The organism is Rhodopseudomonas palustris (assembly GCF_034479375.1).
GTDB lineage: Bacteria > Pseudomonadota > Alphaproteobacteria > Rhizobiales > Xanthobacteraceae > Rhodopseudomonas > Rhodopseudomonas palustris_M.
In genome coordinates, this window is sequence record NZ_CP140155.1 from 3283235 (window position 1) to 3303786 (window position 20552).

Consider the following 20552-nt stretch of genomic DNA (forward strand, 5'->3'; position numbering starts at 1 on the left):
CGTCAGGAAAATCCCCACTGCGCGGTAACAACGCCACTTTCCGTCATCCGGCGCTGTGCTAACGGATGCACCCGCCGGCTCGACAACGGAAATCACAGGACCATTCATGATCGCTTCCATGCAAAAAGTCGCACTCGTCACCGGCGCCGCGCGCGGCATCGGGCTCGCGGCGGCGCGGCGCTTTCTCGCGGACGGCTGGCGCGTCGCGCTGCTCGATATCGACGGCGACGGGCTGGCCGCAACGATCGCCCACCTGGCCGAGCCGGAGCGGACGCTGGCGCTGCCTTGCGATGTTTCCGATGCCGGCGCGGTCGCGGGTGGCGTCGACGCGATCGCGACCCGGTTCGGCCGGCTCGACGCGGTGGTCAACAATGCCGGCATTGCGGTGTTCAAGCCGCTGATGGACACCATGCCCGAGGAATGGCAGCGGGTGATCGAGGTCAATCTCACCGGGCCGTTCCTGGTGATCCAGGCCGCGGTGCCGCTGCTGCGCGACAGTGGCGGCGGTGCGATCGTCAACATCACCTCGATCTCGGCGCTGCGCGCCTCGACGCTGCGGGTCGCCTACGGCGCCAGCAAGGCCGGCCTCGCGCATCTCACCAAGCAATGCGCGGTCGAGCTCGCCGCGCTCGGCATCCGCGTCAACGGCGTCGCCCCCGGACCGGTCGAGACCGCGATGGCCAAGGCGGTGCACACGCCGGAGATCCGCGCCGACTATCGCGACGCGATCCCGCTCGGCCGCTACGGGCTGGAGGAAGAGCTGGCGGAGGCGATCCACTTCCTGTGCAGCGCGCGCGCCAGCTACATCACCGGGCAAATTCTGGCCGTCGACGGCGGCTTCGACGCCGCCGGCATCGGCCTGCCGACCCTGCGCGGCGAGCGGCGGAACGGGTAGTCAGCGAACGCGAGCTCAGCGCTCGGCTCGCCCTCACCCCAACCCTCTCCCGCAAGCGGGAGAGGGGGCGCGTTGTGCTTGGGGCGAGAATGACGGATCATCTCGAAGGAGATGAGATTCTGAAACCGTTTGATGCGCGATGCTACATCATTCGATTTGATGCACGGCATCTCTCCGCGTTCGGCAGGTCTCCCTCTCCCGCTTGCGGGAGAGGGTTGGGGTGAGGGCGACGCGAGCAGTGCAGTCGATCCTAGGGGCGTCCGACCGACATCCAGAGACTACGTTCCAGCCGCCTCGCTCTCTCGTTTCAAGCGGTCGAGATGCATCCGGATATGCGCGGCCTCGGCGGTGGTTCGCGCCAGCGCGATGGCGCGGTCGAAGGCGATGCGGGCCTCGTTGCGGCGGTCCAGTTGCAGCAGCAGCGCACCCTTGGCGCCGAAATAATGGAAGTAGTTCGACAGTCTGTCTTCCAGCGGCGCGATCATCGCCAGCGCGGCGTCGGCGCCGCGGACCTTCGACACCGCGACGGCGCGGTTGAGCGTCACTACCGGCGACGGCTGCAAAATCTCCAGCGCGCCGTACAACAGATCGATCTGCGTCCAGTCGGTGTCCTCGGGCCTGCTGGCGCGGGCGTGCAGGGCGGCGATCGCGGCCTGGATCTGATACGCGCCGGGGCGGCGATGGCGCATCGCCTTGTCGATCAGCGCCAAGCCCTCGGCGATCATCGCGACGTTCCACAGGCTGCGGTCCTGCTCGTCGAGCAGCACGATCTCGCCGCCGGCATCGAACCGCGCCGGCGCGCGGGCATGCTGCAGCAGCATCAAGGCGGTCAGCCCCATGATCTCGGGCTCGGACGGAAACAGCCGCAGCAGCAGCCGCGCCAGCCGGATCGCCTCCTCGCACAGCGGCGCGCGCACGCCGGCGGCGTCGCCCGAAGCGGAATAGCCCTCGTTGAAGACGAGATAGATCATCGCCGCCACGGAGCCCAGCCGCTCGCTGCGCGCCGGCGCACCGGGCGTTTCGAACGGCACGCGCGCGCGCGCGACTTTCGCCTTCGCCCGGGTGATCCGCTGCTCCATCGCGGCGTCCGACACCAGGAAGGCGCGCGCGATCTGCGGCACGGTCAGCCCCGAGACGATGCGCAGCGCCAGCGCGATCTGCTGGGTCGGCGGCAGTTCGGGATGGCAGCAGATGAACAACAGCCGCAGGATGTCGTCGCGATAATGCGAGCCGTCGAGCCGCTCGGCGAGCGCCGCCTCGGCATCGTCGAGATCGGAGATCAGTTCGTCGTCGGGCAGCGGCTGCTGCTTCTTGCTGCGGCGGATGTCGTCGATCGCGACGTTGCGGCCGACCATGATCAGCCACGCCGCCGGATCGCGCGGCGGGCCGTTCTGCGGCCAGGCTTTCAGCGCGCGCAGGCAGGCGTTCTGGAACGCCTCCTCGGCGGTGTCGAGATCGCGGAAATAGCGCAGCAGCGCGCCGACCGCCTGGGGCCGCGCCGCGGTGAGCGCGGTGTCGATCCAGGCGAGGTCGGTCATGGCTGCGCGGCTCCGGGCATGAACAGGCCGATCGGGCGGATTTCATAGGCGCCGCCGGGATTGGCCAAAGCGAGATCGCGCGCGACATCGAGCGCGCCGTCGAGGTCGGCGCAGTCGACTACATAGAAGCCGAGCAACTGCTCCTTGGTCTCGGCGAACGGGCCATCGATCACCACGGGCGGCTCGGAATCCTTGCGCAGCGTGGTCGCCGCCGTGGTCGGCAGCAGCCGCGCCACCGGGCCGAGCCGGCCCTGCCCGGCGAGCTTGCCGTGCACGACGGCCAGCTTCTCCATCACCGCCGCGTCCTCCTCGCGGCTCCAGGAGCCGACGAAGTCCTCGTCGTGATAGCAAAGGATGGCGTAGAGCATGCGGACGAGTCTCCCTTTTGCACGACGATCGACGTCGCCGTGGCCCGCCAGCATGGCCGACAAAGTTGCAGCAGCCAAGCCTGGCGGATCCGTCATCGCGAGGAGCGCAGCGACGAGGCAATCCAGCGCAGTGCCCGCTTCTCTGGATTGCTTCGCTTCGCTCGCAATGACGATTACGTCGCCGCCGGCAGCGGATGCGCGAAGCTCCAGGAATGGCCGAACGGGTCGACGACGCGGGCATAGCGCGCGCCCCAGAACGCATCCCACGGTTCCATCGTCACGATCGCGCCGGCCGCCTTCGCACGCGCCACCGCGGCGTCGCAATCCTGCACCTCGAGATGCATCGTCACCGCGGTGCCCTTCAGCTCGTTCGGCGGCATCACCGCCTCGTCGCCATGCTGGGCGCAATATTCGGGGAAATGATCGGCGAGAAAAATCCGCGCGCCGTCGACCTGGATCTCGGCGTGCAGCAGCCGCTTGCCGTCCTCGGCCGGCATCCGCACCGCCTCGCTGGCGCCGAGCGCCTGTTTGTAGAACTCGATCGCCGCATTGGCGTCGCGGACGACGAGATGCGGGGTGACGATCTGGGGCGCGGTCATGGGAGTCTCCTGGCTGATGAGCCTCCGCAGGACGAACGGAGCGCGGCGCTGCCGACAGCGGCCGCGACTTTTTCTGGCGGCCCCCGCGGGCACCGCCTGCCCCCTCTCCCGCCTGCGGGAGAGGGCTGGGGTGAGGGCGAGCCGGGGGTACGGACCGGATAGATTCCTGACAGTTCAGACCGGGGTGATTGTCGACAGTTCACACTGCATCGGAGGGAGGACCGCCGATGCCTTTTGTGGAGACCTGTCGGATGGAACAGCGGGTGCGGATGCTGTCGGAGCATGCGAGCGGCCATTGGAGCGTGTCGGATCTGTGCCGGCGCTACGGGGTCAGTCGAGACACGTTCTACGAGTGGCGGCGGCGTCGGGACAGCGGGGCCGAGGACTGGTTCGTGGACCGCTCGCATGCTCCGCATCATTGCCCGCAGCGGACCGATGCCGCACTGGTTGCGACGATCGTCGATCTGCGGCGCCGGTTTCCGCACATGGGTCCGCGCAAGCTTCTGGCGATCCTGCGGCGCAAGCATCCGGAGAACGCGTGGCCTTCGGCCTCGACGATCGGCGGATTGTTGAAGCAGGCCGGGCTGATCGCGCCGGTCAGGCGGCGGCGGCCGGCGCTGGCTCAGCAACGACCGTTTGCAGCGGTGAGCGCGCCGAACGACGAATGGGCGGCCGACTTCAAGGGCTGGTTTCGGACCCGCGACGGCACCCGGATCGATCCCTTGACGCTGACCGACGGTTTCAGCCGCTATCTGTTCGACATCGCCATCACGCCGCAAACCATCGACGCCACGATGCCGTTGTTTCTCGATGCCTTCCGCCGCCATGGCCTGCCGCGGGCGATCCGCTGCGACAACGGCTCGCCGTTCGGTTCGACCGGCGCCTGCGGGCTGACCCGGCTGTCGGCCTGGTGGCTCAAGCTCGGGATCGAGCCGCATTTCGTGCATCCAGCCTCGCCGCAGGAGAACGGCCGTCACGAGCGGATGCATCGGACCCTGAAGGCACAGACCTCGCGCCCGCCGGCGGCCACGGCGACCCAGCAGCAGTCCCGCTTCGATGCCTTCCGCGATCACTACAATCGGGAGCGCCCGCACGAGGCGCTCGGCCAGCGACCGCCGGCCGAACTCTACACCGTCTCGACGCGGCAGATGCCGGACCGGATCGCGGACCCCTGGTACGACGCCGACCACGAGGTGCGGCGGGTCCGCAGCTCCGGCGAGATCATGTGGCACGGCGAGCGCATCTTCATCAGCGAGGCGCTGATCGGAGAACCGATCGGCATCGCCGAACTCGACAACGGCGACCAGATCGTGCGGTTCTGCCACTACGACATCGGCCTGATCGATCGCCTCCGCGTGTTCCGTCGCTTCGCTCCGCCCCGAGAGGGGCTGCGCTACGCGCCGCAACACGCGGACAAAGACCTGTCGACAATCATCCCGGTCTAAAGTGTCGGGAATCATGCCGGTTGAACAGGGCACGGAGTCTGCGATCCGCGGATGGGAGTGCCCTCACCCGGATCGCTGCGCGATCCGACCTCTCCCGCAGGCGGGAGAGGTTGCGCGGTGCTCGTTGAAGGACTTCACGGCGAGGCGAACGGGACGTCTAGGCTAGCAACCTTACTTTCAGTTCCGCCAGCGCGCGGGTGAACACCTTCGCGTCGTTGCGGGCGCGGGCGAGGACCAGGGCGCCCTGGATCGTCAGCACGGCATCTTCGGCGCGCCGCCGGGCGACGGCCGCGCCGAGGCCGTGGCGGCGGAGTGCTGTGGCGAGCGCCTCCTGCCAGCGCAGGAAGTAATCGTTGACCGGCGCGGCGAAGTCGTCGCGGGCGTGGCCGAGCGCGATGACGCCGACCAGGCAGACCCGGGCGCCGGAGCGGAAGTAATCGTCGACGCCGGCGAGCATCGCGGCGATCGCGGCGCGCGGATCGTCGGTGTCGCGCAGCGGCGCGAAGATGTGGGTCTCGAACCAGCCGTCGATCTCGGCCAGCACCTCCTCGGCCATCTGCTTCTTGCCGCCCGGAAAGAAGTGATACAGGCTGCCCTTGCCGAGCCCGGTCGCCTGCGAGATCAGCGCCAGCGACGCGCCCTCGTAGCCGTGGGCGCGGAACACCTCGCCGAGCAGCGGCAGCAGCGCGGCGCGATCGGTCATCCCACCCCCGTCATGGCCGGGCTCGTCCCGGCCATCCACGTCTTTCCGGTCGCGCGCGCCGAAGAACGTGGATGCCCGGGACAAGCCCGGGCATGACGAAGGGGGGTAGGCGCTGTTATTATCACTTGCGCGTCGGCGCTCAAAACGGCTCAGCCGCCAGTCCCGGCACCTCGGCCGGGCGAGGCCCCGGCGCCGGCCAGTGGAAGCGGCGGTCGCTGTCCTCGATCGCGACGTCGTTGATGCTGGCCTCGCGGCGGCGCATCAGGCCGGCGTCGTCGAACTCCCATTGTTCGTTGCCGTAGGAGCGATGCCACTGCCCGGCATCGTCGTGCCATTCGTATTGAAACCGCACCGCGATGAAATTGCGGTCGAACGCCCACAGATCCTTGATCAGCCGGTATTCGTGCTCCTTCGCCCATTTCCGGGTGAGGAAATCGACGATCGCGTCGCGGCCCTGAAAGAAGTCGGACCGATTGCGCCAGCGGCTGTCGGGCGTATAGGCCAGCGATACTTTCACCGGATCGCGGGAATTCCAGGCGTCCTCCGCCATCCGCGCCTTCTGCGCGGCGGTCTCGCGGGTGAACGGCGGCAATGGCGGGCGCGACATCGATCTTCTCCGAGGCGATTGCGACGCCGCCGAGATTGTACCGATCGGTACAGCGAGTCAAGCGCGCGCCGTGTCCTCCGCGCCGGCCTTCGCCGCCGGCGGCCGCTCCTCCTCCACCGGCATCGTCACCGGCACGGTGAACAGCGTCGGCAGGCTGCGATACCAGGTCGCGACCCAGGCGACGGCGACCAGCAGGCCGATGCCGGCGACGCTGACGAAGATCTGCATGGCGATGCCGCCGGAGATCTGCACCAGAATCCAGTGCGCGGTGAAGGACAGGATCACGCCGACGCAGAACACCGGCAGCGAGCGCTGGCCGCACAGAATGATCGGATACAGCCGCCGCGACCGCAGCGCCGGCAGATCCGGCGGCAGCAGCTTCACCACGATCGCCAGCAGCGCCAGGAAGTGGATCAGCCGCAGCGGCGCGAGACTCGTCTTGTCGATCGGATAGATCAGCTTGCCGACGGACTCGGGCACCAGCCCGTAGAGCGCCTCGAAATTCCACGACATCGCGATCACGAACGCGACCAGCACGATCACCCAGGACAGCGTCTGGTTCGGCCAGGATTTCACCCACGGCCGCACCTTCGGGCCGTTACCGAAGCCGCACCAGATTCCGAACACGAACAGGAACTGCCAGGCGAACGGGTTGAAGTACCAATGCCCGTCCGGGAACGAGGGCAGGTTCCAGCCGAAATGACGCGACACCAGATACAGCAGGCCGGAGGCGGCCAGCGTCCAGTGCGGACGGCGCAGCAGCCCCCACAGCACCAGCGGCGCCGCGACCACGAACACGATGTACAGCGGCAGCACGTCGAGATTGACCGGCTTGTAGGTCAGCAGCAGCGCCTGCTGGATCATGATGTCGGGGGCGGCGAGGAATTGCGCGACGTTGAACTCGTCCTTGTACATCGGATTGTCGAAGCGCCGCGCGGCGCGCGCGATCTGCGCGGTGAAGAACAGGAACAGGAAGACGTGCGCGACATAGAGCTGCGCCGCGCGGGTCCACAGCCGCTTGATTGCGGCGACCATCTCGCCGCGCCGGACCGCCGGGCCATAGGCGAAGCCGATCGAATAGCCGGAGATGTAGACGAAGAATTCGGCGGCGTCGCAGAAGCCGTAATTGCGCAGCGTGAACCAGCTCAGCACGTTGTAGGGGATGTGATCGACGAAGATCATCCACTGGCCGACGCCGCGCAGGAAATCGAGCCGGAGATCGCGTTCGCCGGGGCCGGCCGCGGAATTGCGCGGCGTCTCGTTGCTTGCCTCCACGCGCCTGCCCTCCCCCGTTGTCTCGGCTCGAATCATCTCACGCCGGGCAATCTATTCCGACCCGCGCCACGGCTCCCCTGTGATCCGAGCGACAAAGGATCGCGTGTGTCCCGCGTGCCACGGACATTCGCGCCCTGCGCGATGCGGCGTGAAAGTCCCGGTGGTCGTTGCGGCGGCCTGCATCGAGCCGCCCGCCGCAACAGGCTTCAATGCAATTTCACCGTCGGCGTCGGCCGGGTGCTGCCGGACAGCGTGCTGAGCAGCGTCCGGCCGCGGCCGTACAGCGCCGCCTCGTGCATCTTGTACAGCGAGCGATACATGAAGCGGGCGAAATAGCCTTCGATCATGAAGCTCTTGCTGACCAGCGAGCCCATCAGGCTGCCGACGGTCGAGTATTTGCCGAGCGACACCAGCGAGCCGAAATCGCGGTACTGGAACTCGCCGAGCGCTTCGCCTTTCAGCCGCTTCTCGATCTGCGCCAGCATGAACTCGGCTTCCTGATGCGCCGCCTGGGCGCGCGGCGGAATGCCGTTCTCGTAGCCGGGAATCGCGCAAGCCGCGCAATCGCCGAGCGCGAACACGTCATCGTCGCGGCTCGACTGCAGCGTCGGCCTGACCACGATCTGGTTGATGCGGTTGGTCTCGAGCCCGTCGATCTCCTTGAGGAAATCAGGCGCACGCACGCCGGCGGCCCATACCACCAGTTCCGATGGAACGACCTCGCCGTCGGCGAGCCGGATGCCGTCGGCCAGAACCTCGGCCACGCGCGCCTGTGTCCGCACCTCGACGCCGAGATCCCGCAGCAATTGCAGCGTCGCCTGCGAAATCCGCGGCGGCAGCGCCGGCAGGATGCGATCGGCAGCCTCGATCAGCACGATCTTGAGGTCGTGCTCGGGATCGATCTTGTCGAGCCCGTAGGCGATGATTTCGCGCGCGGTGTGATGCAGTTCGGCGGCGAGTTCGGTGCCGGTAGCGCCGGCGCCGATGATCGCGACATGAAGCTGGCCGGGCGCGATCGGCGCGTGCTGATGCTGCGCGCGCAGGCAGGCATTGACCATGCGGCGGTTGAACCGCGTCGCCTGTTCCGGCGTCTCCAGCGGCACCGCATAGTCCTTGGCGCCCGGCGTGCCGAAATCATTGGTGACGCTGCCGACCGCGATCACCAGCGTGTCGTAGCCGAGGGTGCTGGCCGGATTGATCTCGCGGCCTTCCTCGTCGATCACCGGGCCGAGCGTGATCGTCTTCGCGGCGCGGTCGAGCCCGACCATTTCGCCGAGGCGATAATGGAAATGATGCCAATGCGCCTGCGCCAGATAGTTCAGCTCGTGCTGCGAACGCCGCAGCGAGCCGGCGGCGATCGCGTGCAGCAGCGGCTTCCAGATGTGGGTGCGGCTGCGGTCGACCAGCGTGACGCGGACATTGTCGGAGTTGCCGTATTTGTCGCCGAGCGCGGTGGCGAGCTCGAGCCCGCCGGCGCCGCCGCCGACGATGACGATCCTGTGGGGCGTGGAGTCGGTCATGATGCATCCAAATCTAGCGGATCGCCGGTGCGTTCCGTGTAGCATCAAAGCCCGGGTCTCCCTAGCAACGCCCTAACGCCGCGCCCAGGATCAGGCGACGTCGGCCTTCATCGCCACCCGTAATGGTACCGGGATCGGGCGGGCGCGACCGCCGGAGACGAAGGCGACCTTGACGCTCGCTTCCATCAAGACGACGTCGCCGCGCCTGATCTGCTGATGCATCGTGATCGACGCGCCGCGGACTTCTACGGGGCGGGTGATCACGTCGAGCAGATCGTCCATCTTGGCCGATTTCAGGAAATCGAGCTGCATCGCCCGCACCACGAAGGCGAAGCCCGGCGTCTCGCTCTCGGCCTCCGCGAACAATTCGCTCTGCGCCGCGCCGAGCAGCCGCAGATAATTGGTCCGCCCGCGCTCCATGAAGCGCAGATAGTTGGCGTGATAGACGATTCCGGAAAAGTCGGTGTCTTCGTAATAGACGCGGACCTGCATGTGATGGGCGCCGTCGCTGATGGCGCCGTCGAGGGGATGGGACACTTGTTCTACCTGTATTGCAAAAGCGGAAGCTATCAACGTCGTCATGGCCGGGCTCGTCCCGGCCATCCACGTTCTTCACGCAACGTCTGCCGCAAGACGTGGATGCCCGGGACGAGCCCGGGCATGACGGGTGGTGAGTCCGTGAGACTTTACCCGGCCCGCGCCAATGGCGGCGCCGGCCGGGGAACGTCCTGATTCCATGTTTTGGCGGCCTCGATCCAGGACCCGATCGCCTCTTGAACGTTGTGCAGCGCCTCCTCCGGCGTCGCTCCGTCGGACATGCAGCCCGGGAGTTGAGGGACCGTCGCGAGATAGCCGCCACCATCGGCTTCGCCCAGGCGGTCGATCTGCACGCTGTATTCGAGTTTCATCGTGAGCCTCCGTGCGCCTCAATATAGTGCACCAGCTTGCGGATGTAGACCGGCTTGATCGGCCGGCGCGCCGGGATCGTCAGGATTTCCGTCGCGGCCGGGTGTTTGGCGTGGCAGTGCGATCCCTTGCCGGCCCGGAACAGCAGGCCGTGATCGTGGCAGACCTTCTCGACATCGGCGATCGTCCATCCGCGGCCGGATTGCGGCGCATCCGATCGAGCAGATCCGCCGCCATCATGGCTATTCCTCCTCCCCGCCGAACAGCCCGAACTGCCCGGGCTCGCGCGCGGGCTCGGCGAGGCCCAAGTGCTTGAAGGCGTGGGGCGTGAGCAGGCGGCCGCGCGGGGTGCGCTGCAGGTAGCCGCACTGGATCAGATAGGGCTCGATGATGTCCTCGATGGCGTCGCGCGGCTCCGACAAGGCCGCCGCCATGGTTTCGACGCCGACCGGGCCGCCGCCGTAGTTCAGCGCGATGGTGGACAGGTAACGCCGGTCCATCGCGTCGAGGCCGGCGGCGTCGACTTCGAGCGCGCCGAGCGCATGGTCGGCGATCCTGCGGTCGATCGCTTCGGCGTCCGCCGCGGAGGCGAAGTCGCGGACGCGGCGCAGCAAGCGCCCGGCGATGCGCGGCGTGCCGCGGGCGCGGCGGGCGATCTCGTTGGCGCCGTCGGCGGTGATGCCGGTGCCGAGCACGCGGGCGCCGCGCCGCACGATGCTCTCCAGCTCCTCGATGGTGTAGAAATTCAGCCGCACCGGAATGCCGAAGCGGTCGCGCAGCGGATTGGTCAGCAGGCCCGCGCGCGTCGTGGCGCCGACCAGCGTGAATTTCGACAGCTCGATCTTGACCGAGCGCGCCGCCGGGCCCTCGCCGATGATCAGATCGAGCTGGAAATCCTCCATCGCCGGATACAGCACTTCTTCCACTGCGGGGCTGAGGCGATGGATCTCGTCGATGAACAGCACGTCGCGTTCTTCGAGATTGGTGAGCAGCGCGGCGAGATCGCCGGCCTTGGCGATCACCGGGCCGGAGGTGGCGCGAAACCCGACGCCGAGTTCGCGCGCGACGATCTGCGCCAGTGTTGTCTTGCCGAGGCCGGGGGGCCCGACGAACAGCACGTGGTCGAGCGCCTCTTTGCGTTTTCGGGCGGCGTCGATGAACACCTGCAGATTGGCGCGCGCCTGCTGCTGGCCGACGAACTCGGACAGATTCTGCGGCCGCAACGCCGCATCGCCGAGATCGTCGCCGCGGCGCTCGGGGGTGACGAGGCGGGAGGGATCAGTCATGGCGCGAGGATAGCATGGGGGCGCGCCAACCGGCACGGCGCAACCTCTCCCGCTTGCGGGAGAGGGGGCGCACTGAGCTCTTCTCCCCTCCCCCTTGCGGGGAGGGGTCGGGGGTGGGGGTGGGGGGCCACAACGGGACGCCATCCTCGTGGCACCCCCTACCCCAACCCTCCCCCGCAAGGGGGGAGGGAGCTCGCCGTGCGCGTGTCTGACTCACTCCCAAATACAAACTCACAACACCCGCTCCCGGCTGTATTTGTTCGGCAGCAATTCGCTGATCGCGACGGCTTCGACGGCGCCGTCCGGGCCCGGCACCAGCACGCGGGCGCCCCGGTCGTAGTCCCAGATCAGTTCGCGGCAGGCGCCGCAGGGCGACACCACGCGGACTTCGCGATCGGTCTCGTGCGGCTTGGGGTGGCGCACCGCCACGATGGTATCGATGCCGGCTTCGCCGAGCTGCGTGATCACCTGCCCGAGCGCGACCGCTTCGGCGCACACCGCCATCCGGCCCAAATAGGCGTCGAGATTGACCGCGACGAAGCGCTGACCCGAGCGGGTCAACAGCGCGGCGCCGACCTCCTGCCAGTCGTTGCGATAGCGTTTGGTGATCGCGTCGATCGCGCTGGCGATCAGTTCGCGGTCGGCATCGGTGATACTCACTTCGACAGCTCCTTGAGCCCGAGCTTGATCAGTTGCGCGGTCGCGGCGTCCTCGCCGGCGGCGCGGGACGCGGCCGCGATCGCAGCGGCGGCCTGCGGCTGGCCATAGCCGAGATTGACCAGCGCCGAGATCGCATCAGTAACCGGGCGCGGCGCGCGGTTATCGTCGAGCGCGCCGGACAGATGCACCACCGCGGGGTCGACGTTGCTCAACGCCGGCACCTTGTCCTTCAGCTCGGTGACGATGCGCTCGGCTACCTTGGGGCCGACGCCGGGCGTGCGCGCCACCGCGGCCTTGTCACGCAGCGCGATGGCGTTGGCGAGTTCGTTCGGCGGCAGCGTGGAGAGCACCGCCAGCGCCACCTTGGCGCCGACGCTCTGCACCGTCTGCAGCAGCCGGAACCATTCGCGCTCGGTATCGGTGCGGAAGCCGAACAGCTTGATCTGGTCCTCGCGCACATAGGTCTCGATCGACAGCGTCGCCGCCTCGCCCGGCGCCGGCAGCGCCTGCAGCGTGCGGCTGGCGCAATGCACCTGATAGCCGACGCCGTGGACGTCGAGCACGACGTAGTCCTCGCCGTAGGAATCGATGACGCCTTTGAGCTTGCCGATCATGCGCGGGCTCCGGGGAGCTGCGATCTTACAAAGCAGCGACGCGCCTGTTCTCCCCTCCCCCTTGCGGGGAGGGGTCGGGGGTGGGGGGCCGCGGGCACCGAGCTTGTGGAGGTCGTCGCACGCACCAGAGCCGTGCTCGGCTCGCCCTCACCCCAGCCCTCTCCCGCAAGCGGGAGAGGGAGCGCGCTGTGCGCGGGGAGAGGCGTGAGGATGAACATGTTGATCAGCGCCTCTATCCTCATCCCCCCACCGCCTTCAGCCGCTGCGCGCTGACGCGGTGGTGGGCGTGGGTGATGGCGATGGCGAGGGCGTCGGCGGCATCCGCTGTGCGCGGATCGGCCTTGGGCAGCAGGATCTTCAGCATCATCTGGATCTGGGTCTTGTCGGCATGGCCGGCGCCGACCACGGTCTTCTTGACCTGGTTCGGCGCGTATTCGGCGACCAGAATGCCGTGCATCGCCGGCGCCAGCATCGCGACGCCCCTCGCCTGGCCGAGCTTCAGCGTGGCGGCGCCGTCCTTGTTGACGAAGGTCTGCTCGACCGCGGCCTCGGCGGGCGCGTACTCGACCAGCACCTTCTCCAGACCATGATGGATCGCCAGCAGCCGCTCCGCCAGCGGCAGCGTGTCCTTCGGTTCGACCGAGCCGCAGCCGACGAATACCAGCCGGTTGCCCTCGCTCTCGACCACGCCCCACCCGGTGCGGCGAAGGCCGGGGTCGATCCCGAGAATACGGACAGCGGTGCGAATCGGCGGAAGCGTCATGGCGCAGTGATAACGCCATACAGACGTGAACGAAACAGAAACAGGAAGGATAGGCGGCCGCCTACCCCGCCATCTTCGCCATCAGCGCGTCCGACACTTCGAAATTGGCGTAGACGTTCTGGACGTCGTCGTGGTCGTTGAGGTGATCCATCAGCTTGAACAGCTTCTCGCCGGTCTCGTCGTCGACCGCGACGGTGTTCTGCGGCTTCCAGATCAGCGCCGCCTTGCGGGCCTCGCCGAACTTGGCTTCGAGCGCCTTGGCGACGTCGCGAAACGTGTCCTGCGAGGCGAACACCTCGTGGCCGGTCTCGGACGACAGCACGTCGTCGGCGCCGGCCTCGATCGCGGCGTCCAGCATGTCGTCGGCGGAGGCGACGCCGGCGTCGTATTCGATCACGCCGGTGCGGTCGAACATGAACGAGACCGAGCCGGTTTCGCCGAGATTGCCGCCGGATTTGGTGAAGAACGAGCGGATGTCGGAGGCGGCGCGGTTGCGGTTGTCGGTCAGCGCCTCGACGATCACCGCGACGCCGCCGGGGCCATAGCCCTCGTAGCGGATCTCGTCGTAGTTCTCGCTGTCGCCGCCGATCGCCTTCTTGATGGCGCGCTCGATATTGTCCTTCGGCATGTTCTCCTGCCGCGCGGCGATCACCGCGGCGCGCAGCCGCGGGTTCATCGCCGGGTCCGGCGTGCCGAGCTTGGCGGCGACGGTGATTTCGCGGGCCAGCTTGCTGAACGCCTTGGACCTCTGGGCATCCTGCTTGCCCTTGCGGTGCATGATGTTCTTGAATTGGGAATGTCCGGCCATGCGGTCTCTCTCGCGGTCGATCGGGAAAATTTCGGGCTGCGGCGCGGGGTTATAAGCGGCCAAGAGGCCGAAATCAAAGACCTGGCCCAAGATCAATCAAAGGAACCGGATTTCCGCATCGAGAAATTTAACCGTAATTTCACGCAGGCTTGCGAGAGTAGCGGGCAAATTTCGCGTTCTGCGGGAGGATTTATGGCGTTCGGCCTCTTTCGAAAGCAGCAGCCGGAGACGGCCGCGCCCGACGTCGCGCGGGCTCCGGCGCTCGAACCGACGCTACTGCCCGCCGCCGAGACCGATTCGACGTCCGAAATCCTCGAACTGCTCGAACTCGAACTCGGCTCGCTGATCCGCCAGCTCGAACGCGCCGCGCAGTCGGTGACCACCGGCGTGCAATCGACCACCTCGACGCTGCACACCATCCGCGAACGCACCGATGCGCTGACCGGACGGACCAGCGCCGCGCATGACACCGCGACGTCGTTCTCGCAGGCCGCCGACAAATTCACCCATTCGGCGCAGGGCATCGGCGCCCAGGTGCGGCAGGCGGCGCGGCTCGCCGACGACGCCAGCGCCGCGGCCGACGAGGCCACCGTCAATGTCGAGCGGCTGCGCGAATCCTCCGGGGCGATCGGCAATGTCGTCAATCTGATCGCGCAGATCGCGCGGCAGACCACGCTGCTGGCGCTGAATTCGACGATCGAGGCGGCGCGGGCCGGCGCCGCCGGCCGCGGCTTCGCGGTGGTCGCCACCGAGGTGAAGGCGCTCGCGGTGCAGACCCAGGAGGCGACCGAGGAGATCAAGCGCAAGATCGACACGCTGCAGCGCGACGCCTCGAGCTCGGCCGACGCCGTCCACCGCATCACCAGCGCGATCGCGGCGATCCGGCCGGTGTTCGAGAACGTCAACGGCGCGGTCGCCGAACAGAACACCACCACCGGCGACATCGCCGGCAATGCCACGACCGCGGGCAACTTCATCGTCTCGGTCGGCGACAGCGCCGCCGAGATCGACAGCGCCACCCGCGAAGCCGAACAGCATGGCGGCGAAGTCGCCAAGGCCGGCCAGGCGGTGACGATGTATGCCGAGAAACTGCGCGCGCGCACCGCGGTGCTGCTGAAGCAGGGCGACCGCGAAGCGGCGCGCAAGCGCGAGAAGCTGCCGTGCCATCTGTCGATCACGATCGACACGCCGCGCGGCCGGGTCGACGCGCCGGTCTACGAGATTTCGCAGGACGGGCTGCTGATCGCCGGGCCCGGCGCCGCGACGCTGCCGCTGCGGCAGCCGCTCGCGGCCGAACTCCCCGACATCGGCATCTGCAAGATCCGCATCGCCGAACACACCGGCGCCGGCGCGCAGGCGAGCTTCGTGGCGCCCGACGCCGCGCTGCGGACGCGGATCGAGGACCGGCTGTGGGCGATCCGCGACGAGAATACCGAATTCGTCACCCGCGCGCTGGAAGCCGGCCACGCCTTGACGGACATCTTCGAGCGCGGCATCGCCTCCGGCGCGATCACGGTGGACGACATGTTCGACGACAATTATGTCGAGATCGCCGGCACTAACCCGACGCAATATCGCACCCGGATTCTGACCTGGGCGGATCAGGCGCTGCCGCCGTTCCAGGAAGCGTTCCTCGCCAAGGACAAGCGGATGGCGTTCTGCGCGATGATCGACCGCAACGGCTACCTGCCGGTCCACAACCGGATCTACTCGCAGCCGCAGCGCCCGGGCGACGTCACCTTCAATACGGCGAATGCCCGCAACCGCCGCATCTTCAACGATCCCGCCGGCCTCGCCGCCGGCCGCAACACGCGGTCGTTCCTGATCCAGAGCTACGCCCGCGACATGGGCGGCGGCAACATGGTGATGATGCGCGAGATCGACGTCCCGGTGAAAGTCCGCGGCCGACACTGGGGCGGCTTCCGGACGGCGTACAGGCTGTGAGCTGAGGCCGCGCACTCGTCGCCATGTTCGAGACAGCGCTGCGCGGCTTCAATGCTTTCAGCCGTCATGCGCGGGCTTGACCCGCCTGCGGGGCCGAAGCCCCTTCGGCGCGGCGAAGGCCCGCGCATCCATCGCGCCAAGCGCGTCGAAAGCACTTTGCGAAGAGGATGGATCGCCGGGTCGAGCCCGGCGATGACGGGCGCGTGGGTAGCAGCCTTTGTGGGTCGCAGGCGCGCCGGTTACTTCATGTCATCGAGCACCTGCTTGCAGGCGGCCGACAGCGCGTCGCGGTTTTCGACAAGGCACTTCTTGATGCGGCCGCCGCCCGGCATCATGCCGCTGCAGAATTTCTGATAGTCCGGCTTGCAGGCTTCGCGCGCCTTGCCCTGGTCCTGCGCGCTCGCCAGCGAGAGCGACACGGCCAGCGCGGCGATCACGCAGGCCGCGACCAGTGTGGCCCGCACCATCGCGTCGCTGACGCGCAGCAGGGCCTTGCGGCGGAGCGGGGTCTTCGAAGTCATTCGCATGTCGGCTCCTTGCGGTCGAGAATTGCGTCTCGGGGACGGATGTAGATGATACGCTCCAGACTGCGCGATCCCTCGCTGCGGCGTGGTCCGTCAGGGAAGAAACCCGCCGACGAGTTGACGCCGTCCTTTCGCCGAAACCTGCTCGAGCGTTTCCAGGAAGGTTTCGGCAAGCGCATTGCCCATCTTGATGCGCTTGTCGCGGGCGTCATCGATCGCCGCGCGCAGCGCCGGCTTGTCGAGATCGGCCTGCCCGATCAGACGGAGCGTCTTCAGCAGCGCCGCGGTGTACTCCTGCTGCAGCGGACGCAGTTCGGCCTGCCGCGCCTCGAAATTGCGGCGCAGGATCTCGGCATCCGGCTCCGGCAGCCGCGACGCGACGCGCTCCATGATCCGCAGCGGCATGCCGGGGCTCGCCGGCTTCCATTCCGGTTGCGACCATTGCACGCCGACATAGGCGCCGAGCGCGACGTTGAGACACAGCGACGCCAGCAACAGCAGGCGGCCGCCGGTGAACGGACCCAACCGGATGCTCATTGTGTGCTCCACAAGGTGAAGGCGGAGGCGTCGAACACCGCGCTGACGGTTTCCAGCGCCTGCGCGTCCGGATGATACGGCAGCGTGCTCGCCATCCAGACGCCGAGCAGCGCCGAGCAGGCGAGGCTGCCGGCCGGCAGCAGCGATTCCGACCGCAGCCACCGGCGATACCAGGGCTCACGAACCGCTTCGGCCTCTTCGGCGGCGATCCGCTGCAGCACCGACAGTCCGGCGCGGCCGGCGCGGGCGGCGTCGACCTCGGGCGCGATCGCCAGCAGGCGATCGAACTCCGACTGCGCCCGCAGCATCGCCGCGGCCTCACCGTCCCGATCGGCCAGCCGCCGCGCGGCATCGCGGAATTCGGGCGGCCAGCGCCCGATGTCGCCGCCCCAGCTTTCTGCCAGTTGCCTGAACTGTTCGCGATTCATGCGTCCCTCCTGTGACCTTCCAGTTTCTCGACTTCCTTGCGCAGCGCGGCCCGCGCGCGCCCCAGCAGCGATTCGAACGCCTTGGCGCTGAGATTCATCGCTCGCGCCGCCTCCTCGCCGCTCAAACCTTCCATATGGAACAGCGCCACCGCGCCGCGCTGGCGATCGGGCAGCGCGGCCATCGCCTGCTTCAGGACGCGGCGCTGCTGGGCGGCGATGATCGTCTCCACCGGCCCGGCCTCGCCGGACTCGATTTCGGCGGCTTCCTCGATCGGCGCGAGCTTCGGCTTGCGCGCGCGGTCGAACGCCAGATTGAGCACGATGCGGTACAGCCAGGTGGTGAACCGCGCGATTTGCGGATCGAACGACGAGGCCTTGTTCCAGACCCGCAGAAACGCCTCCTGGCCGATATCGTCGGCCTCGGCCGGATCGCGGACGATGCGCTGCGCGACCCGGATGGCGCGCGGCATATGGCGCGTCATCAGCACGCGAAACGCCTGTTGCCGCCGCGCCACCACGGCGGTCATCAACGCTTCGTCGCTGTCCTCGTCCATCACCGCCGCCCCTGGCCCGGCCAACGTCCTGGCCGATCGTGCACGCGCGACCGCCGGGCCTCCAGGCATCGTATCAGCAGGGCCGCCAGGCGCCCGCGATCCAGCAGCTCCGCGGCGCGACCACCACCGGCGGCCCGGCCACCACCACCCGCGGGGCGACGTAATACGGCGCCACCGGCCGCGCGTAGTACCGATACGGCCGCACCGGATAGCCCGGCCGATAGGCGCGGCAGCCAGGATAGACGCCCGGTCCACGCCAGCCGCCGCGGACGCAGGCGACGGTTTCGACCGGCGAGGCCGCCGCAATGGCGGTGCGCATCGCATCCGGCGCGACCAGCGGGGCGGCATGGGCCGCGGGCGCCGCAGCGGCGAGGAAGGCAATGGTCAAAACTGTTCGCATGGTGAGGATCCCTTCTGCTGTGCTCCCGGACTCCCGGCGTATTGCACCGGCCGACAGTGGGAGTACGGCGGCAGAGGAAATTCCCCTCGCGACGAATGATTGAATTTCCCGGAGGACTGCGGCGCGTTGCCGCAACGTACTAATACTAGGCCAATGACTCTCCCTGCCGGTATGACGGTGAGGCAATCGGCGAAAAATATGCCCGCTGGTACCGTGGCTGGATATCTGGTGATACGCAATTTTACTAATCGCTATCATTTGACCTTCATATTCCACATAGCGGGCACGGCCGAATATGGGGATTCATCCGGCGCCCTCGGCTCCCCGAGTGTGGTGAGACTTCACAACTTGCGATCGACTGCGCGGCGCCTGCTGTCGGGCGTCGCAAGGCCGAACGCGATGCGCAGATCGTACCTGACGGCGCACCGTCCTCAGCGGGCCGCCCCGGGTGCGACAACCGGAGATCACGAATGCTATCGAAAATGCACATGACCATCGGTCGCCGCATCTACCTGCTGATCGGCCTCGGATTCCTCGGGCTGCTGGGCACCAGTTTCATGGCCTCGCAGGAAATCGGCGGGGGTCTGAAGCAGCAGAAGCAGATCGAACTCACCCATCTCACCGACCTCGCGATCGCGATCGTCAAGGACGAGCACGACGCGGCACAGCGCGGCGAGATCAAGGCCGACGAGGCACAGAAGCGCGCGCAAGCGCGCATCTCCAAGCTGCGCTACGCCGGCAAAGAGTACTTCTTCATCACCGACATGCAGAGCATGATGCTGATGCATCCGATCGCGACGCAACTGATCGGCAAGGATCAGTCGAACGCCCGCGATCCCAACGGCAAGCCGCTGTTCACCGACATGGTCGACACCGTCCGCCGCAGCGGCAGCGGCTTCGTCGAATACGCCTGGCCGAAGCCGGGCTCGGACACGCCCTATCCGAAGCTGACCCATGTCGCCGGCTTCGCGCCGTGGGGCTGGATCGTCGGCACCGGCGTGTATATCGACGACCTCGACGCCCAGACCTGGAGCGCGACGCAGCGCCTGCTGATGGCCGCGGCATTCGCGCTGCTGATCATCACCCTGGTCTCGATCATCGTGGCGCGCGGCATCACCCGGCCGATCGACGCGATCACGGCTGCGATGAAGAATCTCGCGGCCGGCCGGCTCGACGCCGAGATCCCCGGGATCGGGCGTCGCGACGAGATCGGCGAGATGGCCGGCGCGGTCGAAGTGTTCAAGCACAACGCGATCGAGCGGCAACGGCTCGAGGCCGAGCAACATCAGGCGGAAGCGCGCGCGGCGGCGCAACGCAAGGCCGACACCAAGCGCCTCGCCGACGAGTTCGAGCGGGCGATCGGCGAGATCGTCGAGACGGTGTCTTCGGCCTCGCATGAACTGGAAGCCTCGGCGACGACGCTGACCACGACCGCAGAGCGCTCGCAGCACCTCGCCACCATGGTGTCCGCGGCGTCGGAGGAAGCCTCCACCAACGTCCAGTCGGTGGCGTCGGCGACCGAGGAGATGAGTTCGTCGGTCAACGAGATCAGCCGCCAGGTGCAGGATTCCGCCCGCATCGCCCACGAGGCGGTCGAGCAGGCCCGCACCACCAACGGCCGGGTGGAAGAACTCGCCAAGGCGGCGGCGCGGATCGGCGACGTGGTCGAACTGATCAATACCATCGCCGGCCAGACCAACCTGCTGGCGCTCAACGCCACCATCGAGGCGGCGCGCGCCGGCGAGGCCGGTCGCGGCTTCGCCGTGGTGGCCGCCGAGGTCAAGGCGCTGGCCGAGCAGACCGCCAAGGCCACCGGCGAGATCAGCCAGCAGATCAACGGCATCCAGTCGGCGACCGAGCAGTCGGTGACGGCCATCAAGGAGATCGGCGGGACCATCGGGCGGATGTCGGAAATCTCCTCCACCATCGCCTCGGCGGTCGAGGAACAGGGCGCGGCCACGCAGGAGATCTCGCGCAACGTCCAGCAGGCGGCGATCGGCACCCAGCAGGTGTCGGTCAACATCACCGACGTGCAGCGCGGCGCCACCGAGACCGGCTCGGCCTCGAGCCAGGTGCTGTCGGCGGCGAAATCGCTGTCGCAGGACAGCAACCGCCTCAAGCTCGAAGTGTCGAAGTTCCTCGACAACGTCCGCGCCGCCTGAGCGGACCGCGGCACGC

At 67.8% G+C, this 20552-nt stretch carries 23 protein-coding genes; 4 read left to right on the plus strand and 19 right to left on the minus strand.

The window, feature by feature from the left end:
• Positions 1-106 precede the first annotated feature (106 nt).
• Positions 107-895 carry an SDR family oxidoreductase gene (locus SR870_RS14880; protein ID WP_322514316.1) on the plus strand — a complete coding sequence of 263 codons (789 nt, stop codon included), beginning with the start codon at positions 107-109 and terminating at the stop codon, positions 893-895.
• 278 nt (positions 896-1173) lie between these two features.
• On the opposite strand, the gene SR870_RS14885 is transcribed toward SR870_RS14880, so the two are convergent.
• The 3 genes from SR870_RS14885 to SR870_RS14895 form a co-directional block, all read right to left on the minus strand.
• Positions 1174-2433: an RNA polymerase sigma factor gene (locus tag SR870_RS14885; protein WP_322514317.1), complete on the minus strand. Its 1260-nt coding sequence runs from the start codon at positions 2431-2433 to the stop codon at positions 1174-1176.
• Positions 2430-2801, minus strand: a complete 372-nt coding sequence (locus SR870_RS14890; protein WP_322514318.1) for a YciI family protein — start codon at positions 2799-2801, stop codon at positions 2430-2432. Before SR870_RS14890 ends, SR870_RS14885 begins: the two co-directional genes overlap by 4 nt.
• 173 nt (positions 2802-2974) lie before the next feature.
• On the minus strand, positions 2975-3400 hold the full coding sequence (locus SR870_RS14895) for a VOC family protein (RefSeq protein WP_322514319.1): 426 nt from the start codon (positions 3398-3400) through the stop codon (positions 2975-2977).
• Between the two features lie 251 nt (positions 3401-3651).
• On the opposite strand from SR870_RS14895, the gene SR870_RS14900 reads away from it, so the two are divergent.
• Complete coding sequence (locus tag SR870_RS14900) at positions 3652-4845, plus strand: IS481 family transposase (protein WP_322514220.1); 1194 nt, start codon at positions 3652-3654, stop codon at positions 4843-4845.
• 157 nt (positions 4846-5002) lie between these two features.
• Here SR870_RS14900 and SR870_RS14905 read toward each other — a convergent pair whose 3' ends face one another.
• The 11 genes from SR870_RS14905 to SR870_RS14955 all read right to left on the minus strand — a co-directional run bounded on the left by SR870_RS14905 (position 5003) and on the right by SR870_RS14955 (position 13987).
• Positions 5003-5548: a TetR/AcrR family transcriptional regulator gene (locus SR870_RS14905; protein WP_322514320.1), complete on the minus strand. Its 546-nt coding sequence runs from the start codon at positions 5546-5548 to the stop codon at positions 5003-5005.
• 139 nt (positions 5549-5687) lie between these two features.
• Positions 5688-6155 (minus strand): nuclear transport factor 2 family protein, encoded by a 468-nt coding sequence (locus tag SR870_RS14910; RefSeq protein ID WP_322514321.1) that lies wholly within the window; start codon positions 6153-6155, stop codon positions 5688-5690.
• 57 nt (positions 6156-6212) lie between these two features.
• Positions 6213-7430 carry an OpgC domain-containing protein gene (locus SR870_RS14915; RefSeq protein WP_322514322.1) on the minus strand — a complete coding sequence of 406 codons (1218 nt, stop codon included), beginning with the start codon at positions 7428-7430 and terminating at the stop codon, positions 6213-6215.
• 206 nt (positions 7431-7636) lie between these two features.
• The gene (locus SR870_RS14920; protein WP_322514323.1) at positions 7637-8950 is read right to left on the minus strand and encodes an NAD(P)/FAD-dependent oxidoreductase; all 1314 of its coding nucleotides are present in this window, start codon (positions 8948-8950) and stop codon (positions 7637-7639) included.
• A 90-nt stretch (positions 8951-9040) separates the two neighbouring features.
• A complete protein-coding gene (gene ybgC, locus SR870_RS14925; RefSeq protein ID WP_322514324.1) occupies positions 9041-9532 on the minus strand; it encodes a tol-pal system-associated acyl-CoA thioesterase in 492 nt (163 codons plus the stop codon).
• A 104-nt stretch (positions 9533-9636) separates the two neighbouring features.
• Positions 9637-9858, minus strand: a complete 222-nt coding sequence (locus tag SR870_RS14930) for a type II toxin-antitoxin system HicB family antitoxin (protein ID WP_322514325.1) — start codon at positions 9856-9858, stop codon at positions 9637-9639.
• 240 nt (positions 9859-10098) lie between these two features.
• A complete protein-coding gene (ruvB, locus tag SR870_RS14935; protein ID WP_322514326.1) occupies positions 10099-11142 on the minus strand; it encodes a Holliday junction branch migration DNA helicase RuvB in 1044 nt (347 codons plus the stop codon).
• Positions 11143-11373: 231 nt separating this feature from the next.
• Positions 11374-11802, minus strand: a complete 429-nt coding sequence (locus tag SR870_RS14940; RefSeq protein WP_322514327.1) for a cytidine deaminase — start codon at positions 11800-11802, stop codon at positions 11374-11376.
• The gene (gene ruvA, locus SR870_RS14945; protein WP_322514328.1) at positions 11799-12416 is read right to left on the minus strand and encodes a Holliday junction branch migration protein RuvA; all 618 of its coding nucleotides are present in this window, start codon (positions 12414-12416) and stop codon (positions 11799-11801) included. Before ruvA ends, SR870_RS14940 begins: the two co-directional genes overlap by 4 nt.
• A gap of 238 nt (positions 12417-12654) precedes the next feature.
• A complete protein-coding gene (gene ruvC, locus SR870_RS14950; protein ID WP_322514329.1) occupies positions 12655-13179 on the minus strand; it encodes a crossover junction endodeoxyribonuclease RuvC in 525 nt (174 codons plus the stop codon).
• A 61-nt stretch (positions 13180-13240) separates the two neighbouring features.
• The gene (locus SR870_RS14955; RefSeq protein WP_322514330.1) at positions 13241-13987 is read right to left on the minus strand and encodes a YebC/PmpR family DNA-binding transcriptional regulator; all 747 of its coding nucleotides are present in this window, start codon (positions 13985-13987) and stop codon (positions 13241-13243) included.
• Between the two features lie 192 nt (positions 13988-14179).
• Here SR870_RS14955 and SR870_RS14960 point away from each other — a divergent pair, with 192 nt between their 5' ends.
• The gene (locus SR870_RS14960; protein WP_322514331.1) at positions 14180-15931 is read left to right on the plus strand and encodes a methyl-accepting chemotaxis protein; all 1752 of its coding nucleotides are present in this window, start codon (positions 14180-14182) and stop codon (positions 15929-15931) included.
• A 239-nt stretch (positions 15932-16170) separates the two neighbouring features.
• Here SR870_RS14960 and SR870_RS14965 read toward each other — a convergent pair whose 3' ends face one another.
• The 5 genes from SR870_RS14965 to SR870_RS14985 all read right to left on the minus strand — a co-directional run bounded on the left by SR870_RS14965 (position 16171) and on the right by SR870_RS14985 (position 18374).
• Positions 16171-16458 carry a cysteine rich repeat-containing protein gene (locus SR870_RS14965; RefSeq protein ID WP_322514332.1) on the minus strand — a complete coding sequence of 96 codons (288 nt, stop codon included), beginning with the start codon at positions 16456-16458 and terminating at the stop codon, positions 16171-16173.
• A 90-nt stretch (positions 16459-16548) separates the two neighbouring features.
• Entirely contained in the window at positions 16549-16992 is a 444-nt protein-coding gene (locus SR870_RS14970; RefSeq protein WP_322514333.1) for a periplasmic heavy metal sensor, read from the minus strand.
• Complete coding sequence (locus tag SR870_RS14975) at positions 16989-17420, minus strand: hypothetical protein (RefSeq protein ID WP_322514334.1); 432 nt, start codon at positions 17418-17420, stop codon at positions 16989-16991. Before SR870_RS14975 ends, SR870_RS14970 begins: the two co-directional genes overlap by 4 nt.
• Positions 17417-18043, minus strand: coding sequence for an RNA polymerase sigma factor (locus SR870_RS14980; RefSeq protein WP_322514335.1), 627 nt, complete (start codon positions 18041-18043; stop codon positions 17417-17419). Before SR870_RS14980 ends, SR870_RS14975 begins: the two co-directional genes overlap by 4 nt.
• Before the next feature lie 4 nt (positions 18044-18047).
• Positions 18048-18374, minus strand: a complete 327-nt coding sequence (locus tag SR870_RS14985; RefSeq protein WP_322514336.1) for a hypothetical protein — start codon at positions 18372-18374, stop codon at positions 18048-18050.
• A gap of 470 nt (positions 18375-18844) precedes the next feature.
• On the opposite strand from SR870_RS14985, the gene SR870_RS14990 reads away from it, so the two are divergent.
• Entirely contained in the window at positions 18845-20536 is a 1692-nt protein-coding gene (locus SR870_RS14990) for a methyl-accepting chemotaxis protein (protein WP_322514337.1), read from the plus strand.
• Positions 20537-20552 lie beyond the last annotated feature (16 nt).

Coding starts and splice junctions, on each gene's coding strand:
- SR870_RS14880 (WP_322514316.1), top strand. CDS start 107: ATGATCGCTTCCATGCAAAAAGTCGCACTCGTCACCGGCGCCGCGCGC.
- SR870_RS14885 (WP_322514317.1), bottom strand. CDS start 2,433: ATGACCGACCTCGCCTGGATCGACACCGCGCTCACCGCGGCGCGGCCC.
- SR870_RS14890 (WP_322514318.1), bottom strand. CDS start 2,801: ATGCTCTACGCCATCCTTTGCTATCACGACGAGGACTTCGTCGGCTCC.
- SR870_RS14895 (WP_322514319.1), bottom strand. CDS start 3,400: ATGACCGCGCCCCAGATCGTCACCCCGCATCTCGTCGTCCGCGACGCC.
- SR870_RS14900 (WP_322514220.1), top strand. CDS start 3,652: ATGGAACAGCGGGTGCGGATGCTGTCGGAGCATGCGAGCGGCCATTGG.
- SR870_RS14905 (WP_322514320.1), bottom strand. CDS start 5,548: ATGACCGATCGCGCCGCGCTGCTGCCGCTGCTCGGCGAGGTGTTCCGC.
- SR870_RS14910 (WP_322514321.1), bottom strand. CDS start 6,155: ATGTCGCGCCCGCCATTGCCGCCGTTCACCCGCGAGACCGCCGCGCAG.
- SR870_RS14920 (WP_322514323.1), bottom strand. CDS start 8,950: ATGACCGACTCCACGCCCCACAGGATCGTCATCGTCGGCGGCGGCGCC.
- ybgC (WP_322514324.1), bottom strand. CDS start 9,532: ATGACGACGTTGATAGCTTCCGCTTTTGCAATACAGGTAGAACAAGTG.
- SR870_RS14930 (WP_322514325.1), bottom strand. CDS start 9,858: ATGAAACTCGAATACAGCGTGCAGATCGACCGCCTGGGCGAAGCCGAT.
- ruvB (WP_322514326.1), bottom strand. CDS start 11,142: ATGACTGATCCCTCCCGCCTCGTCACCCCCGAGCGCCGCGGCGACGAT.
- ruvA (WP_322514328.1), bottom strand. CDS start 12,416: ATGATCGGCAAGCTCAAAGGCGTCATCGATTCCTACGGCGAGGACTAC.
- ruvC (WP_322514329.1), bottom strand. CDS start 13,179: ATGACGCTTCCGCCGATTCGCACCGCTGTCCGTATTCTCGGGATCGAC.
- SR870_RS14955 (WP_322514330.1), bottom strand. CDS start 13,987: ATGGCCGGACATTCCCAATTCAAGAACATCATGCACCGCAAGGGCAAG.
- SR870_RS14960 (WP_322514331.1), top strand. CDS start 14,180: ATGGCGTTCGGCCTCTTTCGAAAGCAGCAGCCGGAGACGGCCGCGCCC.
- SR870_RS14965 (WP_322514332.1), bottom strand. CDS start 16,458: ATGCGAATGACTTCGAAGACCCCGCTCCGCCGCAAGGCCCTGCTGCGC.
- SR870_RS14970 (WP_322514333.1), bottom strand. CDS start 16,992: ATGAGCATCCGGTTGGGTCCGTTCACCGGCGGCCGCCTGCTGTTGCTG.
- SR870_RS14975 (WP_322514334.1), bottom strand. CDS start 17,420: ATGAATCGCGAACAGTTCAGGCAACTGGCAGAAAGCTGGGGCGGCGAC.
- SR870_RS14980 (WP_322514335.1), bottom strand. CDS start 18,043: ATGCCTGGAGGCCCGGCGGTCGCGCGTGCACGATCGGCCAGGACGTTG.
- SR870_RS14985 (WP_322514336.1), bottom strand. CDS start 18,374: ATGCGAACAGTTTTGACCATTGCCTTCCTCGCCGCTGCGGCGCCCGCG.
- SR870_RS14990 (WP_322514337.1), top strand. CDS start 18,845: ATGCTATCGAAAATGCACATGACCATCGGTCGCCGCATCTACCTGCTG.